The sequence below is a fragment of the Snuella lapsa genome, assembly GCF_039539345.1.
Lineage (GTDB): Bacteria > Bacteroidota > Bacteroidia > Flavobacteriales > Flavobacteriaceae > Snuella > Snuella lapsa.
This window is the reverse complement of record NZ_BAABCY010000036.1, coordinates 123,987-146,141: the sequence shown is the minus strand read 5'-3', so window position 1 is coordinate 146,141 and position 22,155 is coordinate 123,987. Positions and strand designations below refer to the sequence as shown.

General features: G+C 34.0%; 15 protein-coding genes and 1 tRNA gene. 10 read left to right on the top strand and 6 right to left on the bottom strand.

Translation table 11 applies throughout. The features are described 5' to 3' along the window. Nucleotides 1–3 precede the first annotated feature (3 nt). The 3 genes from ABD792_RS08260 to rpiB are packed head-to-tail and all read right to left on the bottom strand — an operon-like array spanning nucleotide 4 to nucleotide 1,799. Entirely contained in the window at nucleotides 4–447 is a 444-nt protein-coding gene (locus ABD792_RS08260; RefSeq protein WP_345005420.1) for a GNAT family N-acetyltransferase, read from the bottom strand. Continuing rightward, nucleotides 447–1,364, bottom strand: a complete 918-nt coding sequence (locus ABD792_RS08255) for a cation diffusion facilitator family transporter (RefSeq protein ID WP_345005418.1) — start codon at nucleotides 1,362–1,364, stop codon at nucleotides 447–449. The genes ABD792_RS08260 and ABD792_RS08255 overlap by 1 nt, the downstream gene beginning before the upstream one ends. Beyond that, nucleotides 1,365–1,799, bottom strand: coding sequence for a ribose 5-phosphate isomerase B (rpiB, locus tag ABD792_RS08250; RefSeq protein WP_345005417.1), 435 nt, complete (start codon nucleotides 1,797–1,799; stop codon nucleotides 1,365–1,367). Nucleotides 1,800–2,495: 696 nt separating this feature from the next. On the opposite strand from rpiB, the gene ABD792_RS08245 reads away from it, so the two are divergent. The 10 genes from ABD792_RS08245 (at nucleotide 2,496) to ABD792_RS08200 (ending at nucleotide 20,615) form a co-directional block, all read left to right on the top strand. After that, nucleotides 2,496–4,718, top strand: a complete 2,223-nt coding sequence (locus ABD792_RS08245) for a ribonuclease R family protein (RefSeq protein ID WP_345005416.1) — start codon at nucleotides 2,496–2,498, stop codon at nucleotides 4,716–4,718. Nucleotides 4,719–4,904: 186 nt separating this feature from the next. After that, nucleotides 4,905–5,582 carry a head GIN domain-containing protein gene (locus tag ABD792_RS08240; protein WP_345005415.1) on the top strand — a complete coding sequence of 226 codons (678 nt, stop codon included), beginning with the start codon at nucleotides 4,905–4,907 and terminating at the stop codon, nucleotides 5,580–5,582. Nucleotides 5,583–5,719: 137 nt separating this feature from the next. Next, nucleotides 5,720–8,539 carry a helix-turn-helix and ligand-binding sensor domain-containing protein gene (locus ABD792_RS08235; RefSeq protein WP_345005414.1) on the top strand — a complete coding sequence of 940 codons (2,820 nt, stop codon included), beginning with the start codon at nucleotides 5,720–5,722 and terminating at the stop codon, nucleotides 8,537–8,539. Nucleotides 8,540–8,767: 228 nt separating this feature from the next. Further along, on the top strand, nucleotides 8,768–11,797 hold the full coding sequence (locus ABD792_RS08230) for a SusC/RagA family TonB-linked outer membrane protein (protein WP_345005412.1): 3,030 nt from the start codon (nucleotides 8,768–8,770) through the stop codon (nucleotides 11,795–11,797). A gap of 10 nt (nucleotides 11,798–11,807) precedes the next feature. After that, the gene (locus ABD792_RS08225) at nucleotides 11,808–13,292 is read left to right on the top strand and encodes a RagB/SusD family nutrient uptake outer membrane protein (protein ID WP_345005411.1); all 1,485 of its coding nucleotides are present in this window, start codon (nucleotides 11,808–11,810) and stop codon (nucleotides 13,290–13,292) included. Nucleotides 13,293–13,312: 20 nt separating this feature from the next. Next, nucleotides 13,313–15,403, top strand: coding sequence for a PKD domain-containing protein (locus ABD792_RS08220; protein WP_345005410.1), 2,091 nt, complete (start codon nucleotides 13,313–13,315; stop codon nucleotides 15,401–15,403). Between the two features lie 12 nt (nucleotides 15,404–15,415). After that, nucleotides 15,416–16,360 (top strand): PKD domain-containing protein, encoded by a 945-nt coding sequence (locus ABD792_RS08215; RefSeq protein ID WP_345005408.1) that lies wholly within the window; start codon nucleotides 15,416–15,418, stop codon nucleotides 16,358–16,360. Between the two features lie 85 nt (nucleotides 16,361–16,445). Further along, entirely contained in the window at nucleotides 16,446–17,546 is a 1,101-nt protein-coding gene (locus tag ABD792_RS08210) for a glycoside hydrolase family 16 protein (RefSeq protein ID WP_345005407.1), read from the top strand. Then, complete coding sequence (gene bglX, locus ABD792_RS08205; protein ID WP_345005406.1) at nucleotides 17,543–19,843, top strand: beta-glucosidase BglX; 2,301 nt, start codon at nucleotides 17,543–17,545, stop codon at nucleotides 19,841–19,843. The genes ABD792_RS08210 and bglX overlap by 4 nt, the downstream gene beginning before the upstream one ends. Nucleotides 19,844–19,913: 70 nt before the next feature. Continuing rightward, nucleotides 19,914–20,615 (top strand): LysE family translocator, encoded by a 702-nt coding sequence (locus tag ABD792_RS08200; RefSeq protein ID WP_345005405.1) that lies wholly within the window; start codon nucleotides 19,914–19,916, stop codon nucleotides 20,613–20,615. An 11-nt stretch (nucleotides 20,616–20,626) separates the two neighbouring features. Here the strand turns inward: ABD792_RS08200 and ABD792_RS08195 are convergent. From ABD792_RS08195 to ABD792_RS08185, 3 genes are all read right to left on the bottom strand, one after another. Next, nucleotides 20,627–20,697, bottom strand: a tRNA-Cys gene (locus ABD792_RS08195). A 51-nt stretch (nucleotides 20,698–20,748) separates the two neighbouring features. Next, nucleotides 20,749–21,111, bottom strand: a complete 363-nt coding sequence (gene folB, locus ABD792_RS08190; RefSeq protein ID WP_345005404.1) for a dihydroneopterin aldolase — start codon at nucleotides 21,109–21,111, stop codon at nucleotides 20,749–20,751. Between the two features lie 61 nt (nucleotides 21,112–21,172). Further along, on the bottom strand, nucleotides 21,173–22,150 hold the full coding sequence (locus ABD792_RS08185) for a PorP/SprF family type IX secretion system membrane protein (RefSeq protein ID WP_345005403.1): 978 nt from the start codon (nucleotides 22,148–22,150) through the stop codon (nucleotides 21,173–21,175). Nucleotides 22,151–22,155 lie beyond the last annotated feature (5 nt).

Sequence of the window (22,155 nt, the reverse complement as noted above, 5' to 3'; positions counted from 1 at the left end):
TAATCAATCTTTTAACATTACTATGTGTGGAATACCATCTTCTAAATACGCCTCGCCTATACTCTTAAAACCTAAATTAGTATAGAATTTTTTTAAATAAACTTGTGCCGAAATTTTAATAGTGGTCGTTTTAAAATAGTTATGAACAGCTTCAATAGAAGCCTTCATTATATCGTAACCATATTGGTGATCGCGTTCATTTTTAGCTACCACTACCCTACCAATACTAGCCTCTTTAAAATAATAGCCTGGTCCAAAAATACGAGTATAAGCAACAAGTCTATCATGCTTTAAGCCCAAAACATGTAAGGCCCTTTCATCTTTTCCATCCAAATCTTGATACACACAGTTTTGTTCAACTACAAATACTTCACTTCGTAATTGTAACATATCGTATAATTCATGAATGTTTAATTCAGAAAACGTTTTAATTTTTATTGTTAACATTAGTCTTGAACAATAATTTCTTTTGGATCGTTTTTATCGTACTCTGGTTGAATCGTTACATGGTTAATATTAAACTGTTCACTTAAAACAGATTCTATATCTTCCAGCAATTTGTTAAAATCTGTAATAGATAAATCGTTATATAAATCCAAATGCGCTTCTAAATGCAGCTCTTCATCACTTAAACTCCAAATATGCACATGATGCAATTTTTTTACTTTAGGTAAATTATTAACAACCCTAACAACATCCTTTATATTAATATGTTCTGGTGTAAACAACATTAATACTTTAGTAGATGTTTTTAAGAGATCGTAGCCTACCCAAATTAAGTATAGGGCAATTAAAAAAGTAAGGACACTATCTACCCAAAATATTTGGTAAAACTTCATTAATAAACCACCAATTAGCACAGCGATACTAGCCAACATATCTGTTAACAAGTGAAGATATGCCGATTTTATATTAATGTTGTTTTTAGAGTCCTTCTTTAACAGCAAAACACTAAAACCATTAAAAACAATTGCTATAATGGCTAACCAAATAACTAAATTGGAATCGATTACCTGTGGGTGCTTAAAGCGTTCAATAGCTTCTTTTATTAAAATAATAGCTACAATTATTAAAGTAGAAGCATTTACAAAAGCTGCTAAAATTTCGGCACGCTTATATCCAAAAGTTCTGTTAACCGACGCTTTTTGTTTAGAAAGTTTAGAAGCTACATAACTTACTATCAATGAAAGGACATCACTAAAGTTATGAAGGGCATCACTAAGTAATGATAAACTACCTGATATTAAACCACCAATAACCTGAGCCACCGTAATCATTACATTTAAAAGGATAGAAATCATAAGATTCTTATCCTTCATGTCGCGATGATGGGTATGACTATGGGAATGGTGACTGTGTGCCATTTAACAAGATAACGGTATTTTTTCTATCCTTTTTTGGTGGCGACCACCTTCAAACTCCGTATTTAAAAAGGTATCTACCATTTCAATAGCTTGCTGAATAGCCGTAAAACGCGCTGGAATACACAACACGTTTGCATTATTATGGCTACGTGTAAGAGCTACTATTTCTTTGTTCCAACACAAACCAGCACGTACCTTTTGGTGCTTATTGGCAGTCATTGCCACACCGTTGGCACTACCGCAAATTAAAATACCATAATCTGCTTTATTTTTTTCAACATCATCAGCCACCGGATGTACAAAATCGGCATAATCCACACTATCGTTACTATCGGTACCATAGTTATTAACAGTATAACCTTTAGCTTCTAAATGTTTTACAATTGCTAATTTATAATCCGTTCCAGCATGGTCGTTACCTATTGAAATTTTCATCTGTTCGTATGTTATTTTTAGACTTTACAAAGGTACTAACTAAAATCAATAATAAGTAATGTAGATTAGTATATTGATTACTTGTTAATAACTGTTAATTACTTTATAAAAGTAAATCTATGATATTTCAATTATTTTTCTAATCAAATCTTTCGGCTATACTTCCAAAAATTTGAACACTTTTTTTAATACTTTTTTTACACTTCAAAATAACAGATATAAACATGAAATTTAGAAATAGTTATTAGTATGAACCTGAAAATTTTAGTTATTAACAACTGTTTATAGAAAATTAAAATTCATTAAAAATGAATCGATTAAAACATTTTTGATTGTTAATTAATTATTAATAGAACGTAAAAAAATTAATATCAAAATAAATATTCAAAAAGTTATACCCGTTATTAACAGCCTATAATAATCATTATTTATTTTTTTTAAATTTTTAAAAAGACAATTAATAATATATATAATGTGGATAACTAGAATAATATGTTTAAAACCATTTTGATATTTGAAACTTGAATTTTATAATATGTTAATAGGCATTAGCTATTATTTAACTTATAGAAAAGATAAGTTAATATTAAAATTGTAGCTTTGTAAAAATAAATAGCGAACCCTTCTCCCTATTTAGCGCTATTTAATAACATAATTTCCTGTATCTTAGGAAATAAAAATGATTACAAAAATTAAATGACAAGAAAGAAAAAGAGGAAATCGAAAAAAGGGATTTCCAACCTCTCAAATACTATTTTGAGTATTTTAAAAAAAGATAGAAACCAAGCTTTTAACTATAAACAAATTGCTGCTAAATTAGGTGTTAATGATGCCAGTAGCAGAAATCAGATTATTAAAAAATTAGCGCAGTTAGCGACCAACCAGGAAATAGAACAAGTCGAAAGAGGCAAGTTCAGAGCTATAGTCAATACCCAATATCATACAGGTATCGTCGATATAGGAATGAAAGGTTCTGGCTATGTTATATGTGAGGATTTTGATGAGGATGTCTTTATAGCATCCAATAATATGAACAAGTCCTTAAATGGCGATGAAGTTGAGTTTTATGTGTATAAACGCCGAAAGCGTGGTAGGATAGAAGGTGAAATAACCCAAGTTATTAAACGTGCAAAAAGCGAATATGTTGGGGTTATTCAAGTTCATAGCAATTATGCTTTTGTCGTTCCCGACAACAATAAAATGTATAAAGACATCTTTATTCCTATTAATAAAACATTTAAAGCTGAAGATGGAGATAAAGTATTGGTAAAACTGGAAGATTGGCCCGATAACGCCGATTCACCTTATGGAAAGGTAATCAAGGTTTTAGGTAAGCCGGGAGAACATCATACAGAGATTCATGCTATTTTAGCAGAATACGGTCTACCCTACGAGTTTCCATACGAAGTTGAAACCTTTGCTGATAATCTGGACACGTCCATTACAAAAGATGAAATAGCGAAACGACGGGATATGCGACAGGATTTGACCTTTACCATCGATCCTAAGGACGCAAAAGACTTCGATGATGCCTTATCGTTTAAAGTACTTGAAAATGGCTTATATGAGGTAGGAATACATATTGCCGACGTTTCACATTATGTTAAAGAGGGAACCGTTTTGGATGATGAAGCTTACGAACGGGCCACTTCGGTATACTTAGTAGATCGAGTCGTACCTATGTTACCAGAAGTTTTATCCAATAATGCCTGTTCTTTACGACCTAACGAAGAAAAATTAACTTTTTCTGCAGTATTCCATATAAATGAGAAAGCAGAAGTTAAAGACCAATGGTTTGGAAGAACGGTAACCTACAGTGATGCGCGCTTTGCTTATGAAGAAGCGCAGGCTATTATTGAAAATAATACAGATTACGAATTCTCATCTCGATCACAGTCAAGAGATCAAATAAATACTGAAGTTCCAAAAGAAGTTTCATTAACAGAACAAGCATATAAGACCAAAACTGAAATAGCCGAAGCCATATTAGTCTTAGATGGACTTGCAAAAGTGATGCGGCATAAACGCATGAAAGATGGTGCAATTTCCTTCGATAAAGTGGAGGTTAAATTTAATCTGGATAAGGAAAATAATCCTGTTGGCGTGTTTTTTAAAACCAGTAAAGATGCCAATAAATTGATAGAAGAATTTATGCTACTGGCTAATAGAAAAGTAGCAGAATTTATAGGTAAACAAAGCCCTAAGAAAACCTTTGTTTACCGCGTTCATGACGAGCCAGATGATAGTAAATTGGCTAGTTTACAAGGGATAGTCTCTAAGTTTGGTTACAAATTAAATTTTAAGGATAGAAAATCCATTTCATCATCGCTTAATAACTTATTAAAGGATGTTGTTGGTACCAAAGAACAAAACTTAGTAGATACCTTGGCTATTCGTAGTATGAGCAAGGCAGAGTATACAACGCATAATATTGGGCATTACGGATTGGCTTTCGATTACTACACGCACTTTACATCACCTATTAGACGTTATCCCGATGTTATGGTACACCGCTTATTACAGCATTATCTCGATAGTGGTAAATCGGCAAATACGGAAGCCTATGAAGATAAATGTCAACATTCCAGTGATATGGAAAACCTGGCCACCAAAGCCGAGCGTGATTCCATAAAATACATGCAAATACGCTTTATGGAAGATCATAAGGACGAACACTTTTTGGGAGTTATTTCTGGAGTCACCGATTGGGGAATCTATGTAGAGATTATTGCCAATAAATGTGAAGGCATGGTGAGTATACGGGATATTAAGGACGATCACTATGCATTCGACCAGAGTTTGTATGCCTTAATAGGCAGGCATACAAAAAACATGTATCAATTAGGTGACGAAGTGACCGTAAAGGTTAAAAATACAGATCTGGTAAAGAAGCATTTGGATTTTATTTTAGTAGATTAAATGTGTAGATGCATTTATATTTAAAAGTATCCAATTTAACTACGATAAAAGCCAAGAGGCATTTTTTATAAAAAGCATTTAGATAGCGAGACAAGTCTCTAAACATTTAAATTTTTGATTATTGAGTAAAAAAGGAATAATAATTGTTAGTTACCGTTACTATAATAAACAAAAAGCAAAAAAGAAATGACACGCGTATTTACAATTTTTACAATATTGATGTCAGCAGCTATGCTGGCTCAACAACCCATAGAAAAAACAATAGGTGAATTTAACGAACTTAAGGTATACGATTTAATCGAAGTAAAAATGATTAAATCAAAAGAAGATAAAGTACTTATTTCAGGAGAAAATAGCGAGCACGTTTTAGTTAACAATAAAAACGGTACGCTTAAAATAAAAATGAGCTTAAAACAAATTTTTGACGGTAATAAAACTAAGGTTACCTTGTACTATAGTGGTGTAGATATTATTGATGCCAACGAAGGTGCTAAAATATACGTTAACGATCCAATCAAACAATTTGAAATAGATTTAAGGGCGCAAGAAGGTGCTAACATTGAAGTAAAACTAGATACCGATTACACCACAGCAAAAGCTGTTACAGGTGGAATTATAACAGTAGCAGGCAAATCTAAGTCACAAAAAATTTCATTATTAACAGGTGGTATTTTCAATGGGGAAACATTTAAAACAGAAAAAACGAATGTATCTATCAATGCTGCAGGCGAAGCTTATGTTAATGCATCAGATGAGGTAGACATAAAAATAAGAGCAGGAGGCGATGTATACATTTACGGTAATCCAAAAACTGTTAGTGAAAGCAAAGTTTTGGGTGGGCGTGTAAAAAGAATGGAGAATTAAATATTTATAATATCATGATAAAAAGTCCAATGTATTACTAGCATTGGACTTTTTTGTTATCAATACATATACTATACACAAATACTTTAATCCTTTATTTTTATTAAATTAGTAACTATACAAACTATGTTTTAGTTATGAAATTGATCAAGGGGATACTTGTTTTTTTGTTGTATTTTGTTTGTTTACTTGCTATTGCACAAGAGCATCCGCCAATTAATAGTTACACACCTAACGATTATGGTGCCGAAAATCAAAACTGGTCAATTTCACAAACTACCAATAAATATATTTATGTTGCAAATAATCAAGGGTTATTGGAATATAACGGTGCTAAATGGACATTGTACCCTTCACCCAATCATACCATTATTAGATCCGTAAATGCTTTTGAAGAAACAATCTACACCGGAAGTTATAAAGAGTTTGGGTATTGGAATAGAAATGAACTTGGAATATTAACATACCATTCCTTATCTAGAGAACTAAAGATAAATTTTCTGGAAGATGAGGAATTTTGGAATATTATAACGCTTGATGATTGGGTTTTATTCCAGTCTTTAAAAAGAATTTATATATACAACAAAAGAGATAACAGTTATTCTACAATCAATTCGGATACTACCATTTATAAAATGTTTAAAATAAATGAAAGTATTTATTTTCAAAAAGTAAAAGATGGCGTTTATGAAATAAAAAATGGAGCATCTAAACTCGTATCAAATAATATTATTTTAAGAGAAAATTTACTGGTTAATATTTTTAATCACAATGGAAATATTCTGTTCCAAACGGAAGATAAAGGTTTTTATATTTTTAATAACCAAGAGCTTACCAAATGGAATATTCCTGCTAACGAAACGATTTCTAAGCATAGGATATATAATAGCAAACAATTAAAAGATAAAAGTTTCTTGTTGGGAACTATTTCTAATGGTATTATACATTTAACACCTAAAGGCGATATCAATTATCAAATTAATCAAACCAGTGGTTTAAGTAATAATACAGTATTATCAGTTTTTGAAGACATAGAAAATAATATATGGTTGGGATTAGAAAATGGAATAGACTGTATAAATATAAAATCACCATTTGGTATTTACAATGACGAGGTTGGTGATATAGGTGCTGTGAATGCTTCGGTTGTATTCAATGGTTATTTGTACATAGGAACCAATCAAGGGCTTTTTTATAAAAAAACAGGGATAGATAATAATACATTTAAATTTATAGAAGGCACCCAAGGAGCTGTATGGTGTTTAACGGTATTAAAAGACACCTTGTTTTGTGGACATAACTCCGGTACGTTTGTTATTAATGAAGGTAAAGCAAAACTTGCTATAGACGTTTTAGGAACCTGGAATATTAGAACCATAGATAATGATGAAAATTTATTGCTGCAAGGAAATTATAGCGGACTGTATGTTTTAGAGAATAAAAATGGATTTTGGCAATTAAGAAATAAGATAGAAGGTTTTGATGTGTCTAGTAGATACTTTGAAATGCTTAATAAAACAGAAGTATTTGTAAGTCATGAATATAAAGGTGTTTTTAAAATTAAATTAAATGAGGCACTAACCAAAGCAACTCATGTTGTTAAAGAAAGCTCAGTAGACAAAGGATTAAAAACTAGTTTAACAAAGTACCAGGGCGATATTTTATATGCACACCAAAAAGGTGTTTTTAAATTTGATTCAGATAATCAAACCTTTGTAAAGGATTCCATTTTAAGCACCTTATTTAAAGAAGAAGAATATACTTCGGGAAAGTTGGTAAACGATGTTGATAATAACCGATTATGGAGTTTTTCGTTGTATGGATTAAGTTATCTGTCTCCCAGAAAATTAAGTAATGTACCTAAAATAAAAAGAATATCATTTCCAAGTTATGTAAGAAATGATGTGTCAGGATATGAAAACATTACACATATAGGAGATAATAAATACCTATATGGCACTTCATTGGGTTATGTAATAATTGATTTAAATAAACTGTACAATAAACCTTTCGAGGTAAATATCAATCAAATTTCTAATAGCACTTATAAAAACACGTATAGGTATAACTTTATTGATAAAACCAAAAATGGACAGTTTAAAAATAAAGAAAACAATATTGAATTCAGTTTTAGTGTGCCGGAATACAGTAAGTATCTAATAACCGAGTATCAGTATAAACTAGACGGAATATATAATGAATGGAGTCAATGGTCAGCTAAATCTTCAGAACTATTTGAAAATCTACCATATGGCGATTATACCTTTTATGTAAGAGCCCGATTAGGAAATGAAATTTCAACAAATACAGAGTTTTATAGTTTTAGTATTGAAGCACCTTGGTATCTTACTAAAACAATGATTGCTTTTTATATCACATTCTTTATATTATTTTCCTTGCTAATGCATAACATATACAAACGGTATTATAGAAAACAAAGAGAAAAACTACTACAAAAGAATAGAAGGGAACTTGAATTAAAAGAACTTGAAAATAAAGAACAGCTCATGCGTTTAAATAATGAAAATTTAAAGCAGGATATTGAGAATAAAAATAGGGAGTTGGCCATATCAACTATGAGTTTGATTAAAAAGAACGAATTTCTCAATAGTATTAAAAAAGAGTTGGGTGATGTTACAAAAAACAATAAGAACTTAAAGCACGTTATAAAAATTATTGATAGAAATCTTAACAATACAGATGATTGGAATGTTTTTGAAGAAGCTTTCAACAATGCTGATAAAGATTTTTTAAAAAAGGTTAAAACACTACACCCTAACCTTACTTCAAATGACCTTAGACTTTGTGCTTACCTTAGGCTAAATTTATCTTCAAAAGAAATAGCTCCACTACTCAATATATCGGCAAGAAGTGTGGAAGTAAAACGCTATAGATTACGAAAAAAGATGGATTTACCCCATGAATCGAGCTTAACAGATTATATTTTGGAAATATAAACACACTACAAAAGCCATTTTTACCTATACAACACCACAACATTGGTGTTTTTTGGTTTCTCCATTTATTTATTTAAAAAATAATAAATACCCAATAATACTGCTTATTTATTAGCATTTTATTATAAAAACAATTATTTTATTAGAGTGTATATTTTTTGTTGAGGTACAAAATTAAAATACAACAACAAAAATATTTAGGTTTACATAAACTAAAAATCTAAACTTATGAGACATACGCTCTTTAAAATTTTAACCCTATTATTTATAAGCTATGCCAGCGCGCAGAATATAGATATAAATGGTATGGTTATAGATGAAAGCGGAATAGCAATTCCTGGAGTCAATATCCTTCTTAAAGATACCAACAAAGGTACAGTTAGTGACTTTGACGGAAACTTTACTCTATCGGACATTCAGGTTGGTTCTACTTTAATATTTAGCTATGTAGGTTATATAACATATGAAGAGATTGTAACCAATAGCTCAAAATTAACCATTACACTTCAAGAAGATCTTGCAAAATTAGATGAGGTTGTTGTTATTGGTTATGGAACCCAAACCAAAAAGGAAATTACCGGAGCCGTATCGGTAGTTGGTGCAGAGACGATAGAAAAACTTAAACCTACCCGAATCGAGCAAGCCTTACAAGGACAAGTAGCAGGTGTTAACATAACTACCAATTCAGGGTCACCGGGAGGTGCATCAACTATAAGTATACGTGGTGTTTCGACAAATGGAGATAGCCGTCCATTAATACTTGTTGATGGCAATGTTGTTGAAGATTTAAGTGTTATTAATCCTAATGACATAGAGAGTATGAATATACTTAAAGATGCCACAGCAGGTATTTACGGTGTTCGTGCAGCAAACGGTGTTATTTTAATTACGACTAAAAGCGGTCGTAAGGAAATGCCATTAACCGTTGAATATAATGCTTATGCTGGATTCCAACAAACGACTCGAAAACTTCCAGTTTTAAACGCGACTGAATATGCTGTAATCGTTAATGAAGGTTATGCTGCTGCGGGCAGTACACCTCCTTTTTCAGATTTGTCAGCTTTAGGAGTTGGAACAGATTGGCAGGATGAAGTTTTCCAAAATGCACCAATTTTTAATCATAACATCGCATTTAGAGCTGGTGGTAAAAAATCATCATATTCTTATAGCTCTTCGTTTTTAAAACAAGATGGAATTGTTGGTGGAACAAAATCAAATTTTACGCGTTTTACCAATACGTTGACCTATAATTTAGACTTTTTAGAAAATTTTAAGTTTAAGTCTGGTCTTACTTTAACAAGAACTAAAAAGAACAACTTGCCAGAAAGCACTTTGGGTTCTGTTTTATTCAATGCCGTAAACATGGCACCAAATATTCCCGTTAGGGATGAAAATGGAGCGTTTTCATTAGCTGATGGATTAGGTGGTGAAGTGGTAAATCCTTTAGCCCAAATGACTAATACCTATAACCGAAATAGAGTTATGAAACTTAATGGGTTTGCCGGTTTGTCCTATAACTTTCTAGATCACTTTACAGCAGAAGCAAATATTCAATTTAATTATTCTGAAGTTGATGCCTACTCCTTCGACCCTATCGATTTTTACGGTGTTGGAAAAGTGTTTAATACGCTTACAAGTGAAGTTTTTGAAGGCTTCGATATTTTTAGGGATTATACCTTTGATGGGTTTATTAAATATGAAAATACCTTTAATGATAACCATAAATTAAACGTTCTTTTAGGAACCTCTGTTTTTAAAACAACTGGAGTATTCTCTGGAAGAACAGGAAAGAATATTATTAATAACGACCCTGCTAATGCAAAGGTAGACTTAGCTTCCGATCAAGAAGACATCTATAAAGAACGGGGAAGCAATCCAACATTTGATAGTAGGTTGTTATCCTATTTTGCAAGAGTACAATACGATTATAAAGGAAAGTATTTATTGTCTGCAGTAATTCGCAGAGACGGTTCCACTAAGTTTGGACCAGGCAATAAATTTGGTTATTTCCCGTCAGGTTCCTTGGGATGGGTAGTATCAGATGAAGATTTTATGAGCAATAGCAAGTTTTTTGATTTTTTAAAGTTAAGAGCTTCTTATGGGATTTTGGGAAATGATAGAATTGGTGACTACAGGTTTGTATCCCTTTTAAATGGAGAAGGCACTTACTTTTTTGGAGGAAATGATGCTGAACATGAAATTTTCGGTAAAGCTTCAGGAGGTATAGCGAACCCAGAAATTAAATGGGAAAAACAAAAGACCTTAGATGTTGGCGTTGATATGCGCATATTTAATAATAAAGTAGATATTACTGCAGATTATTTTACAAGAAGAACAGAAGATTTATTGGTGTCTCCTGAAGTTTCAGGATTGTTGGGAACTGGAGCAGCCCCATTTGTAAATGCAGGAATTGTTGAAAATACAGGTGTCGAATTTGCTATTGGTTATTCAGACACTATTGGCGAAGATTTTAAATTCAGTATTAACTATAACGTTACTGGAATAAAGAATGAAGTAATTTCAGTAAGTGGTGAAGGAGAGTTTCTTGAAGCTGGTAATTTTGGAATTTCACAACCAGTTATTGCTAGAATGGAAGCTGGTTTCCCTTTAGGTTACTTTGTTGGTTATAAAACAGACGGTGTTTTTCAAACACAAGAAGAAGTTGATAATGCGGCCGTAACCAATATTGCAACACAACCGGGCGATTTTAAGTTTGTGGATCAAAATAATGATGGGGTTATCGATTTAGAGGATCGTGTTGACCTTGGAAACCCAATTCCAGATGCAACCATGGGACTTAACATATCTTTCGACTATAAAAAGTTTGATTTTTCAGCGTATGCTTTTGCCTCTCTTGGCAACGAAATAGTTCGTAATTATGAGCGAAATCAGCAGTTGGTAAATAAACCCATTTGGTATTTAGACCGTTGGACAGGAACAGGTTCTACCAATGCTGCTCCAAGACAAACTATTGGTACAAGTCCAAATACATTGTTTTCAGATTATTATGTAGAGGATGGTTCTTTTGTACGCTTACAAAACATACAATTGGGATATACTTTTTCTAACAACAGTTCCGAAGAATCTTCGTTTGACAAATTTAGAATTTATGTGTCGGCAAGCAACTTGTTTACACTTACAGAATACAATGGCTATGATCCCACGGCTGGAACTGGTGCTCCCTTAGGAGGCGGGATAGATCAAGGGATTTATCCTAGTGCTCGTACATTTTTGTTAGGTATTAATGTAAAATTTTAAAAAAAGAGATATGAAAAATCTAAAACATATATATGTATTATTAGCTTCTTTGCTGGTGTTTTCATGTAGTGATTCATTTGTTGAAGTTGCTTCAGAAGATGAGAACTCAGAGGATTATTTCAACTCAGAAAATGATTATCAATTGGCACTGGTAGCAGCATACGACTATCTACAGACCACATCAAAATTTTACCAATATGCTGAAATAGCTTCAGATAATACACTATGTGGTGGAGAGAGTGCAACAGATTCACCGTACATCCAACAAATAGACGACATGATCCACTCACCTGTTGGACAAAGTGATGGCGGATTAAGAACCATGTGGCAGTGGATGTATGAAGCGGTTAACCGCTGTAACTATATTATGGAATTTCAAGATAAAATTGATTTCCCAAATAAAACCAGTGTTATAGCCCAAACGCGGTTTTTAAGAGCCTATTACAATTTTATATTAGTTAAATGGTGGGGTGATGTGCCAATGTTAATAGATAAGCGTATCCGTTTTGGAGATCAATTTACCATAGACAGAACTCCAAAAGCAGACGTTTACGCATTAATTGAAGATGATTTAATTTTTGCAGCAGCTAATTTACCGTATGTACAAAACGAAACGGGAAGAGTTACTAAAGGTGCTGCTCAAGCCCTTTTAGGTAAGGCCTATCTATACCAAGATAAATTTGATGAAGCGGCAACCGTATTGGAAGATTTAATAAATAACGGACCACATCGTTTGTTAACTTCCGAAGAGTACCCTAACATGTTCGAACGGGATTGGGAGAACAATATAGAATCTGTTTTCGAAATACAATACTCCGACGTTGATGGCGGAAGTTTTGATTGTTTTCAGTGCTTAGAAGGGAATTATACAACTTATTTTAATGGACCAAGAGGTTTTGTTGATGCTACAGGAAAGTTCGATGCAGGATATAGTTTTAATGTGCCTACACAAGAAGTGGTCGATGCTTTCGAGCCAGGAGACTTGCGTTACGAAACTTCTATTTTAGACATAGAACAATACATTATAGACAATCCAGGATCGTCTTACGATGAAACAGCAGGATACGAACAAACAGGATATTTTAACAGAAAATATATTGCCCGAAAAGGCGATTTGGATATAGGTGATGCAGCATTAACGAATCCAGACAATTACAGATCTATTCGATTTGCAGATGTATTGTTAATGGCCGCTGAAGCTTTAAACAGAGGAGGTATAAGCGATACCAGAGCACAAGATTACCTTAATCAAGTTCGTAACAGGGCCTTATTATCAGATGTTAATACGACAGGAACAAACTTAACCAATGATATTTATAAAGAACGCCGTGTTGAATTAGTAGGTGAAGGACATCGATTTTTTGATTTGGTGAGAACTGGAAGAGCAGCACAAGAAATTGATGGATTCGTGGCAGGCAAGCATGAGCTGTTTCCCATTCCAATTGAAGAAATTAATTTATCTGGAGGGCGATGGGCACAAAACCCAGGATACTAAAAAAACAAAAAATTAAACAGATGAAAGCATTAAAATATTTATATACCTTCAGCATGGCTTTATTGTTAATTTTCGGCTGTACTGATGATAACGATTTGAGTTTTTTGGATGAAGTAGTAGCACCTTCGGAAGTGTCTGCACTCTTTAAAGTAACTCAAGACAATACAGGAGTTGTAACTATTACACCCAATGCCGTAGGAGCATCAAACTACAATATTACATTAGGTGATGATACAATAGAACCCGTAAATGTAATACAAGGAGAAGGCGTAACCCATACCTATAAAGAAGGATCGTATGTAGTAACTATAGAAGCTGTAGGTATTACTGGGTTAAAAACAGAAGTTAATCAAAACCTCGAAGTCTCCTTTAAAGCCCCAGAGAATGTTGACGTTTCCATATCAAACGATGTTGCTGTTTCTAAGCAGGTTAATGTCACGGCTAATGCAGATTTTGCTGTGTCTTACGATGTTTATTTTGGAGAACCAGGAATAGATGATCCTGTTAGTGCCAATATAGGAGAGCCTATTTCATATATTTACCAAGAACCAGGCATCTATACTATTAGAGTAGTGGTTATGGGTGCTGCTATTGCAACTACAGAGTATACAGAGGAATTTGAAGTTACAGAAATTTTGCAACCTATAGCCTCTGCGCCATCACCTCCAAATAGAGAAGAAACAGACGTTATTTCACTATATAGCGACAAATATACCAACGTACCCGATACTAATTTCTTTCCAGATTGGGGACAGGGCGGACAAGGTAGCTCTTGGGCAGAGTTTGATTTAAATGGCGATACGATGTTACAATACATTAACTTAAGCTATCAAGGCATAGCCTTAGCTGACGGAACTACCATAGATGTTTCTGGAATGAAATATTTGCATTTAGATGTTTGGACAGCCGATGAAGGATTGAAGATAGAAACATCATTAATTAATAATGCCTCTGGCGATGTTACGGAAAAGCCTGTGTGGAGCGATTTAACGGCTGGTGAATGGACAAGCATAGATATTCCAATAACAGATTATACAGACCAAGGATTAACAGTTACAGAAATTTTCCAGATGAAGTTTGTAGGAGACCCTTGGGCAGCCGGTACAGTGTTTATTGATAATATCTATTTCTATAAACCATCTACAGTTGCAAAGGTACCAGAATATAATGCGCCTTCCCCTACGCAGAATGAAGCTAACGTAGTATCAATTTTTAGCGATAGCTATACCAATGTTGGTTTAAGCGAATTGAACCCAAATTGGGGACAAACAACAACTTTAACTACCGTAAATTTAAATGGTAATAACATTTGGCTATACGAGGCATTAAATTACACAGGAATTGTAACTGATTATGGTAACCCAACAAACCTATCTGCTATGGACTACGTTCACTTCGATTATTTTACACCAGATGCTGAGAAACTAGGTTTGAAAATAGTTAATACAGTAGTGAGCCAAGAAGATATAGTATTTATAGATAAAATAATTAGGGGTACTTGGGTAAGCGTTACCATACCAATGAGTAAGTTCAATATAGATGCATCCCAAGTTACCCAGCTACTTTTTGATACCGAAGGAGGCAGTGCTAAAGTATATATAGACAACCTGTACTTTTATTCTGAGAACTCTGTACAGCCAGAGGTTATAGCACCAGTTCCAACAATAGCTCAAAATGATGTTATTTCAATTTATAGTGATGCCTATACAGGTGTTACACTTAATGAAGTAAATCCAAACTGGGGACAAACAACTACCCTAACAGACTTTAGTGTAGATGGTGATAATATTTGGTTATACCAAGCTTTAAACTATTCTGGTATTGTAACAGATTATGGTAACCCAACCGACTTAACTGGAGTTAAATATTTACATTTCGATTACTACACACCAGATGCTACTACTCTTGGATTTAAAATAGTGAATACGGCATTGGATCCAGTACAAGAAGACATTGTTTTCCTATCTGAAATCCTTATAGGCACATGGGTTAGTGTTACCATTCCATTATCTGATTATAACTTAGATTTTTCAAATATTACCCAATTAATTTGGGATACTTCTGGAGGCAGTGCAACAGTTTATGTTGATAACATTTACTTTCATAATTAAAACATATAAATCATGAAAAACATAAAATATATTTTAATGCCTTTTTTAAGCTTGTTCTTGCTGACTGCTTGTCAAGATGATGATGGCGAAATAGGAGATATTATAGCGCCAGGTAATATTACAATGTCGTATGAAATTGTTGGAGCTGATGCCAATAACCCCAATGGAGATGGTACAGGGTTAGTAAAGTTTACATCAACAGCCGACAATGTAATAACATTCAGATATGATTTTGGTGATGGTACAGATGTAGTAGTTGCACCTTCAGGAAATGTAACCCACCAATTCAGTTTAACAGGGCTAAATACCTATTCGGTTACAGTCATGGCCTCTGGTATTGGTGGCATAACAACAACAAGTTCAATGAATATCGATGTATTTAGTTCTTTTGAAGATCAGGAAGCCAAGGATTTCCTAACGGGTGGATCTGGTAACAGTAAAATCTGGTATTGGGCAGCCGATAAGCCTGGAAATATAGGCTTGGGACCTAATGATGTACAGCCCGGTGGAGAACATACATGGTCACAATGGTTTACATCCAACGCTTGGCATTCCGATAAATTATGCATGTACGATGCAGAATTTGTTTTTACCCAGTCTGCCGATGGTAAAGTAACATTCGAACAACTAACAGATATAGCTTATACCCCTGGAGACTATGCAGCATCAATAGGTGTGGCAGGCGATACCTGTCACGGTACCGATGTAGCTCCTACTTTAGACGGTGTAAAGAATGTTAGTTTCTCTCCATCAAATTCCAACGCAACAGTTGACGGAGAATATAGAGGTACGACCATTAATTTCTCCGATGGCGGTTTTATGTGTTGGTATGTGGGCATTAGTTCAATAGAAATTATTGAAATAACAGAAAACACATTGTTTGTAAGAATGTTAGATGCTTCTAACCCTGCATTGGCTTGGTATTGTAAATACCAAACAGATAACCCAAACGATTAATAGCTGACTTTATCCCTACTAGAAGTATTGTCATTCATTACTTCTAGTAGGTAGCCTCTAAATTTTAATTAAAAAACAAATACGTATGCTTAATAAAGTTTTACATGTCATCCTATTGTTTTTTGTTTCCTGCTCAGGGAACAGTGATTCGATGATTTCTCCAGAAACAGAGGAAGCGATTATTCCCAGTAATTTGTCTTTAACTATAGGTGTTTTAGGATTGGACAGTGAAAACCCTAATGGTGACGGTTCAGGAACTATAACTTGTAAAGCCACTGCAGTGAATGCAGTTACATATGGTTTTAAAATAGAAAATGAAGCGGAAGTAAAAAATACGAATGGCGTGTTGGATCATACATTTTCCAGAGAAGGAACTAACAATTATTTGGTAACAGTTTTTGCTTACTCAAGTACAGGACATACCATTAGTTTGTTTAAAACTATTACTGTTTATGTTGGAGAAAAACCACTTCAATTAGTTTGGTCAGATGAATTCGATATAGACGGTGAGCCAGATGATTCAAAATGGGGATACGATTTAGGAAATGGTTGTCCGGATTTATGTGGTTGGGGCAATGGAGAAAAACAATATTATACAAACAGACCTGAAAATGTAAAAGTTGAAGATGGTATTTTGAAGATAACCGCTAAAAAGGTGGCTTATCAAGGATTTGATTATACATCAGCTCGATTGTTAACAAAAGACAAATACGAGTTCACTTATGGAAAAGTTGAAGTAAAAGCTAAATTACCAAGTGGATCAGGGACTTGGCCGGCCATATGGATGTTGGGCGCCAACATAGATACTGTTGGGTGGCCTGCTTGTGGAGAGATTGATATTATGGAGCATTGGGGACATAACCCTAAAATTGTGTCCAGTGCAACCCATACCCCAGCTTGTTCAGGAGGTTGTGCCGGAACTAAAGTAGGTGAAACAACCGTGAATGACTTTTCAAATGAATTTCATGTTTATGGCTTAGAATGGACCGAAGATGCATTGCATTTTTCATTAGATGGAACCATTTTATATACTTATAAACCAGATGTTAAAGACAGTAATAATTGGCCATATACCAAACCACAATTTTTAATTCTAAACATTGCAATGGGAGGTAATTGGTTTACAATCGATGAAAATTTTACCGAATCAACCATGGAAATAGATTATATAAAAATTTACCAATGAGACACGATTTAAAAAAATTACACATAGTCCTTTTTTTCTTTTTAATAGGAGTTTCTTGTAACAATAACCAAGAAGCAAATAACTCGGGAAATATGGATAAAGGACTTTCGGAGTCAATAGATAACAAAGTAGAAAGTTTACTTGATAAAATGACTTTGGAAGAAAAAATAGGCCAGATGAATCAATATAATGGTTTTTGGGATGTTACTGGTCCTACCCCATCTTCTGGAGACGCAGCGAAAAAATATGAGCATTTAAAGAAAGGATATGTAGGATCCATGCTAAATGTTAAGGGAGTTGAGGATGTTAGAGCAGTCCAAAAGATTGCCGTAGAAGAAACCCGTTTAGGCATCCCATTAATTATTGGTTTCGACGTGATTCATGGTTATAAAACCATAAGCCCTATTCCGTTGGCAGAAGCCGCTAGTTGGGATCTGGAAGCAATACAAAGATCGGCTCAAGTAGCAGCCAAAGAAGCGGCTGCAGCAGGTATTAATTGGACATTTGCGCCTATGGTAGATATCTCAAGAGATGCACGTTGGGGACGTGTTATGGAAGGTGCAGGCGAAGATCCTTTTTTAGGTGCGAAAGTTGGTGTTGCAAGAGTTAAGGGATTTCAGGGTGATGATTTGTCCTCGCCGTTAACCATTGCAGCTTGTGCCAAACATTGGGCAGGCTATGGCTTTGCTGAATCAGGAAAAGATTATAATACAGTAGATGTAGGGACATCAACATTAAACAACATTATTTTTCCTCCATTTAAAGCAGCTGCTAATGCAGGTGTAAAAACATTTATGAATTCGTTTAATGAATTAAATGGCGTACCCGCAACGGGTAATACATTTCTACAACGCGATATTTTGAAAGGCAAGTGGGCATATGATGGTTTTGTAGTTTCCGACTGGGGCTCAATAAACGAAATGATGGCTCACGGCTATGCAAAGAATAGAAAACATGCTGCAGAATTATCAGTTAATGCTGGATCGGACATGGATATGGAATCTTATGCCTATGTGAACGAACTGGCAGAATTAGTTAGACAAGGAAAGGTTTCTGAAGAACTAATAGACGATGCAGTTATGCGTATTTTAAGGGTTAAGTTTGAATTGGGATTATTCGATGATCCTTATAAATATTGTGACGAAGCAAGAGAGAAAGAAACAATAGGAAGCAAGGAAATTCACGATGCTGTTTTAGATATGGCAAAAAAATCTATTGTACTCCTTAAAAATGAGAATAACTTGCTACCCCTTAAAAAAGAAGGGCAGAAAATTGCTATAATAGGAGCGCTGGCCAATGATAAAACAAGCCCTCTCGGAAGTTGGAGATTGGCCGCAGATGATGATACCGCTATTTCTGTTCTTGAAGGTATGGAACGCTACAGCGGTAACACCTTAACTTATGCAAAAGGAGCTGATGTTGCCCTTGGTGAAACAGGATTTCCTTTTGAAGTAAATATTAACACAACTGATAAAAGCGAATTTAATAAAGCAATAGCTGTAGCTAAAGATGCCAATGTTGTTGTTATGGTACTTGGGGAACACGGGTTCCAAAGTGGAGAAGGAAGAAGCAGGGCTTTATTGGGATTACCCGGCGTACAACAAGAACTTTTAGAAGCAGTTTACCAAGTAAATAAAAATATTGTTTTGGTATTAAACAATGGAAGACCTTTGGCCATTGACTGGGAAGATAGGCATATACCGGCCATTGTTGAAGCATGGCAATTGGGAACACAAAGCGGTCATGCCATCGCACAGGTTTTATATGGTGATTATAACCCGAGTGGTAAGTTACCCATGACATTCCCAAGAAGTGTAGGACAAGTACCAATATACTATAATTACAAGAATACAGGAAGACCAGTAATACCAGCTCCTAACCAAGTGTTTTGGTCACATTATATAGATGAAAGTAATACACCTTTGTATCCATTCGGTCATGGTTTAAGCTATACATCGTTTTCTTATAGTAATTTAAAAATAGATACGATTTCAAACGGTACAGTTAAGGTTGCTGTTGATTTGAAAAATACAGGAACTGTAAAAGGAAAAGAAGTCGTGCAATTGTATATTAGAGATATGATTGCTAGCGTTACAAGACCAATTAAAGAGTTAAAAGGTTTTGAATTGGTTGCATTAGAACCTAATGAGTTAAAGACTATAATATTTACTTTAACAGAAGAAGAATTGGGGTTTTATAATAATGAAGGTGCATTTGTTGTAGAACCGGGCGAATTCATGGTATTTGTTGGAGGAAGCTCAAACACTATTTTGGAAATGGGGTTTGAACTAAAATAAAAATTGAAAAAACAATGTCGTAAGATAAGTTTAAAATATTTCTTTTCTTTGTGTAAAGATGTTTTAACGCATGTTTGACGATGTTTTAGCGGCTATTCCATTTGGTATTATATTGGCCTTTACAATTGGCCCAGTCTTTTTTGTACTTTTAGAAACCAGTGCGACAAAAGGTTTTAGGAGTGCCCTGATATTCGATTGCGGTGTTATGTTTGCCGATATACTCTTTATTTTAGTAGCGTTCCTTAGTACCAATAAATTGCTTGAAAAAATAAAAGGGGATCCTAATTTTTTGATTTTTGGAGGTGTTTTATTGGTTGTTTACGGGTTTACGTCTTTTATAAAAACATCTAAGTCTTTTAGGGAAATAGTTAAGGAGTATCATAAAATCGATATCCAAAAAAAGTACGGAAAACTGTTTTTAAAGGGTTTCTTGCTTAATTTTATTAATATAGGTGTTCTGTTAGGCTGGGTTGCTTTTATTGTAATAGCAAATACCCTAACAAGCTCTACGGAAGGGGTAATTACCTTTTTAACTACTATTTTATTGGTTTACTTTTTAGTGGATATAATTAAGATATTGATTGCTAAAAAATTAAGAAATAAATTAACACCTCGACTTATTTTTAAAACCAAGAAAATAATTGCTTTGGTTATTTTAGGTTTTGGAATGTTACTTTTAGTTCAGGGCTTTTTCCCAGAAGAAAAGAAACTTATTAAAGAAAAGCTGGAACAAATAAACCCTATAAAAGAAAAGCTTCCAGAAAGAAACTGAAAGCTTTTAAGAGGCGTCAAGCGGATTCGAACCGCTGTAGAAGGTTTTGCAGACCTTTGCCTAGCCACTCGGCCATGACGCCATTAACTATGCTGCAAATGTAAAAAAAAATAAGAGTTTACAATACTTAAAATTACTTTTTACGTTTTTTAGTTATTTTAATGGTTACTTTTTCAACATCCCCTCCTATTGGTGGATTCAATTTACTAACCCAAACCGTTGCTTTTTCAACCAATGAGTCTTCAATAAAAATACGCTTTAAAATACGTTTGCAAACCGTTTCGAGCAAATGGGAAGGTATCGCCATTTCTTCTTTTATAATACGGTTTAACAAAACATAATCTACTGTATCACTTAATGTATCTGTTTTTGCTGAGGGTTGCAAATTGGCTTTAACCTGAAGGTCTACACGATAATCGCTACCAATCTTTGTTTCTTCTTTTAGACAGCCATGATAGGCAAAAACACGTATGTTTTCAACTTTTATAAGTCCCAAATCTATTCCTTTTAAAAAAGGCAAAAATACTTATTATTTCTTTTAGAAAAGAATAAAAGGTTTAATGAACCGGGCTTTGCGTACAAGGACAATTACTAATACCTTGTAAAAAGTCAAGTCCTATGGTAATAACGTGCGTACCTGAATTAAATGACGATAGTGCATTAGTTGTTATTTGGTAGGCATATCCAAAATAGAAGATAGATTTTTTAAAGCCTACCATAGGGCCTATATTTAAAGGTTTTAAGAACTGATCGTTAAGGAAACGATAGGATATGCCGCCCCAAAAATAATCTTCATTCCTATCGTACTTTCGCACCTTAAAGTTTAAATCGGTACTGGAACGCTTGTCACTGTTAAACATCTGGTAATACATGGATGGTTCAAACTCTAAACCACTTTTTTTAGGTCCCCTAAAGGTATAACCTGTGTATATTTGGTAGTTTAACAGTAAGTTGGGTTCTAATTTCCTAATATCTTCATCAAAGTTTTTCTTTAAAATATTATTAGCATTAAAACTTAAAAAGAAACCATGGTTTCTATACAGGAAACCTACATCAAAGTTATTGTTGGAAGTACGCCTATCGTCTGTAACGAATGGATCTATAATAGGGTTTTCGTATGTGGTATTAAAATTATTAATATCAATTCTAAAATTATTGATATTATAAGAAATACCAAAAGATAGGTACTGCTTGGAGTAATAATCTAAAATAAGGTGGTGTGCAAACGAGAATTTGGCACCTGTTTGTATGGTATTACCATTTCTATCATTATATGCAGAAATACCAACACCTGAGCGATCGGCAATTCTAAAATCACCATATATCGATTGGTTGTCGGGAGCACCTTTTATGCCTACCCACTGGGTTAAACCATTAGCCCTTATTTTTAGATTATCTCCAATACCAGCATAGGTAGGAGAAACCACAAAATTGTTATCGGCTAAATATTGGGTAAATACAGGCAAGTTTAATTCCTGTCCATAACTACTGGTAGTTATGACTATAAACAGTGTGTATATGATTAGTTTTCGCATTGCTT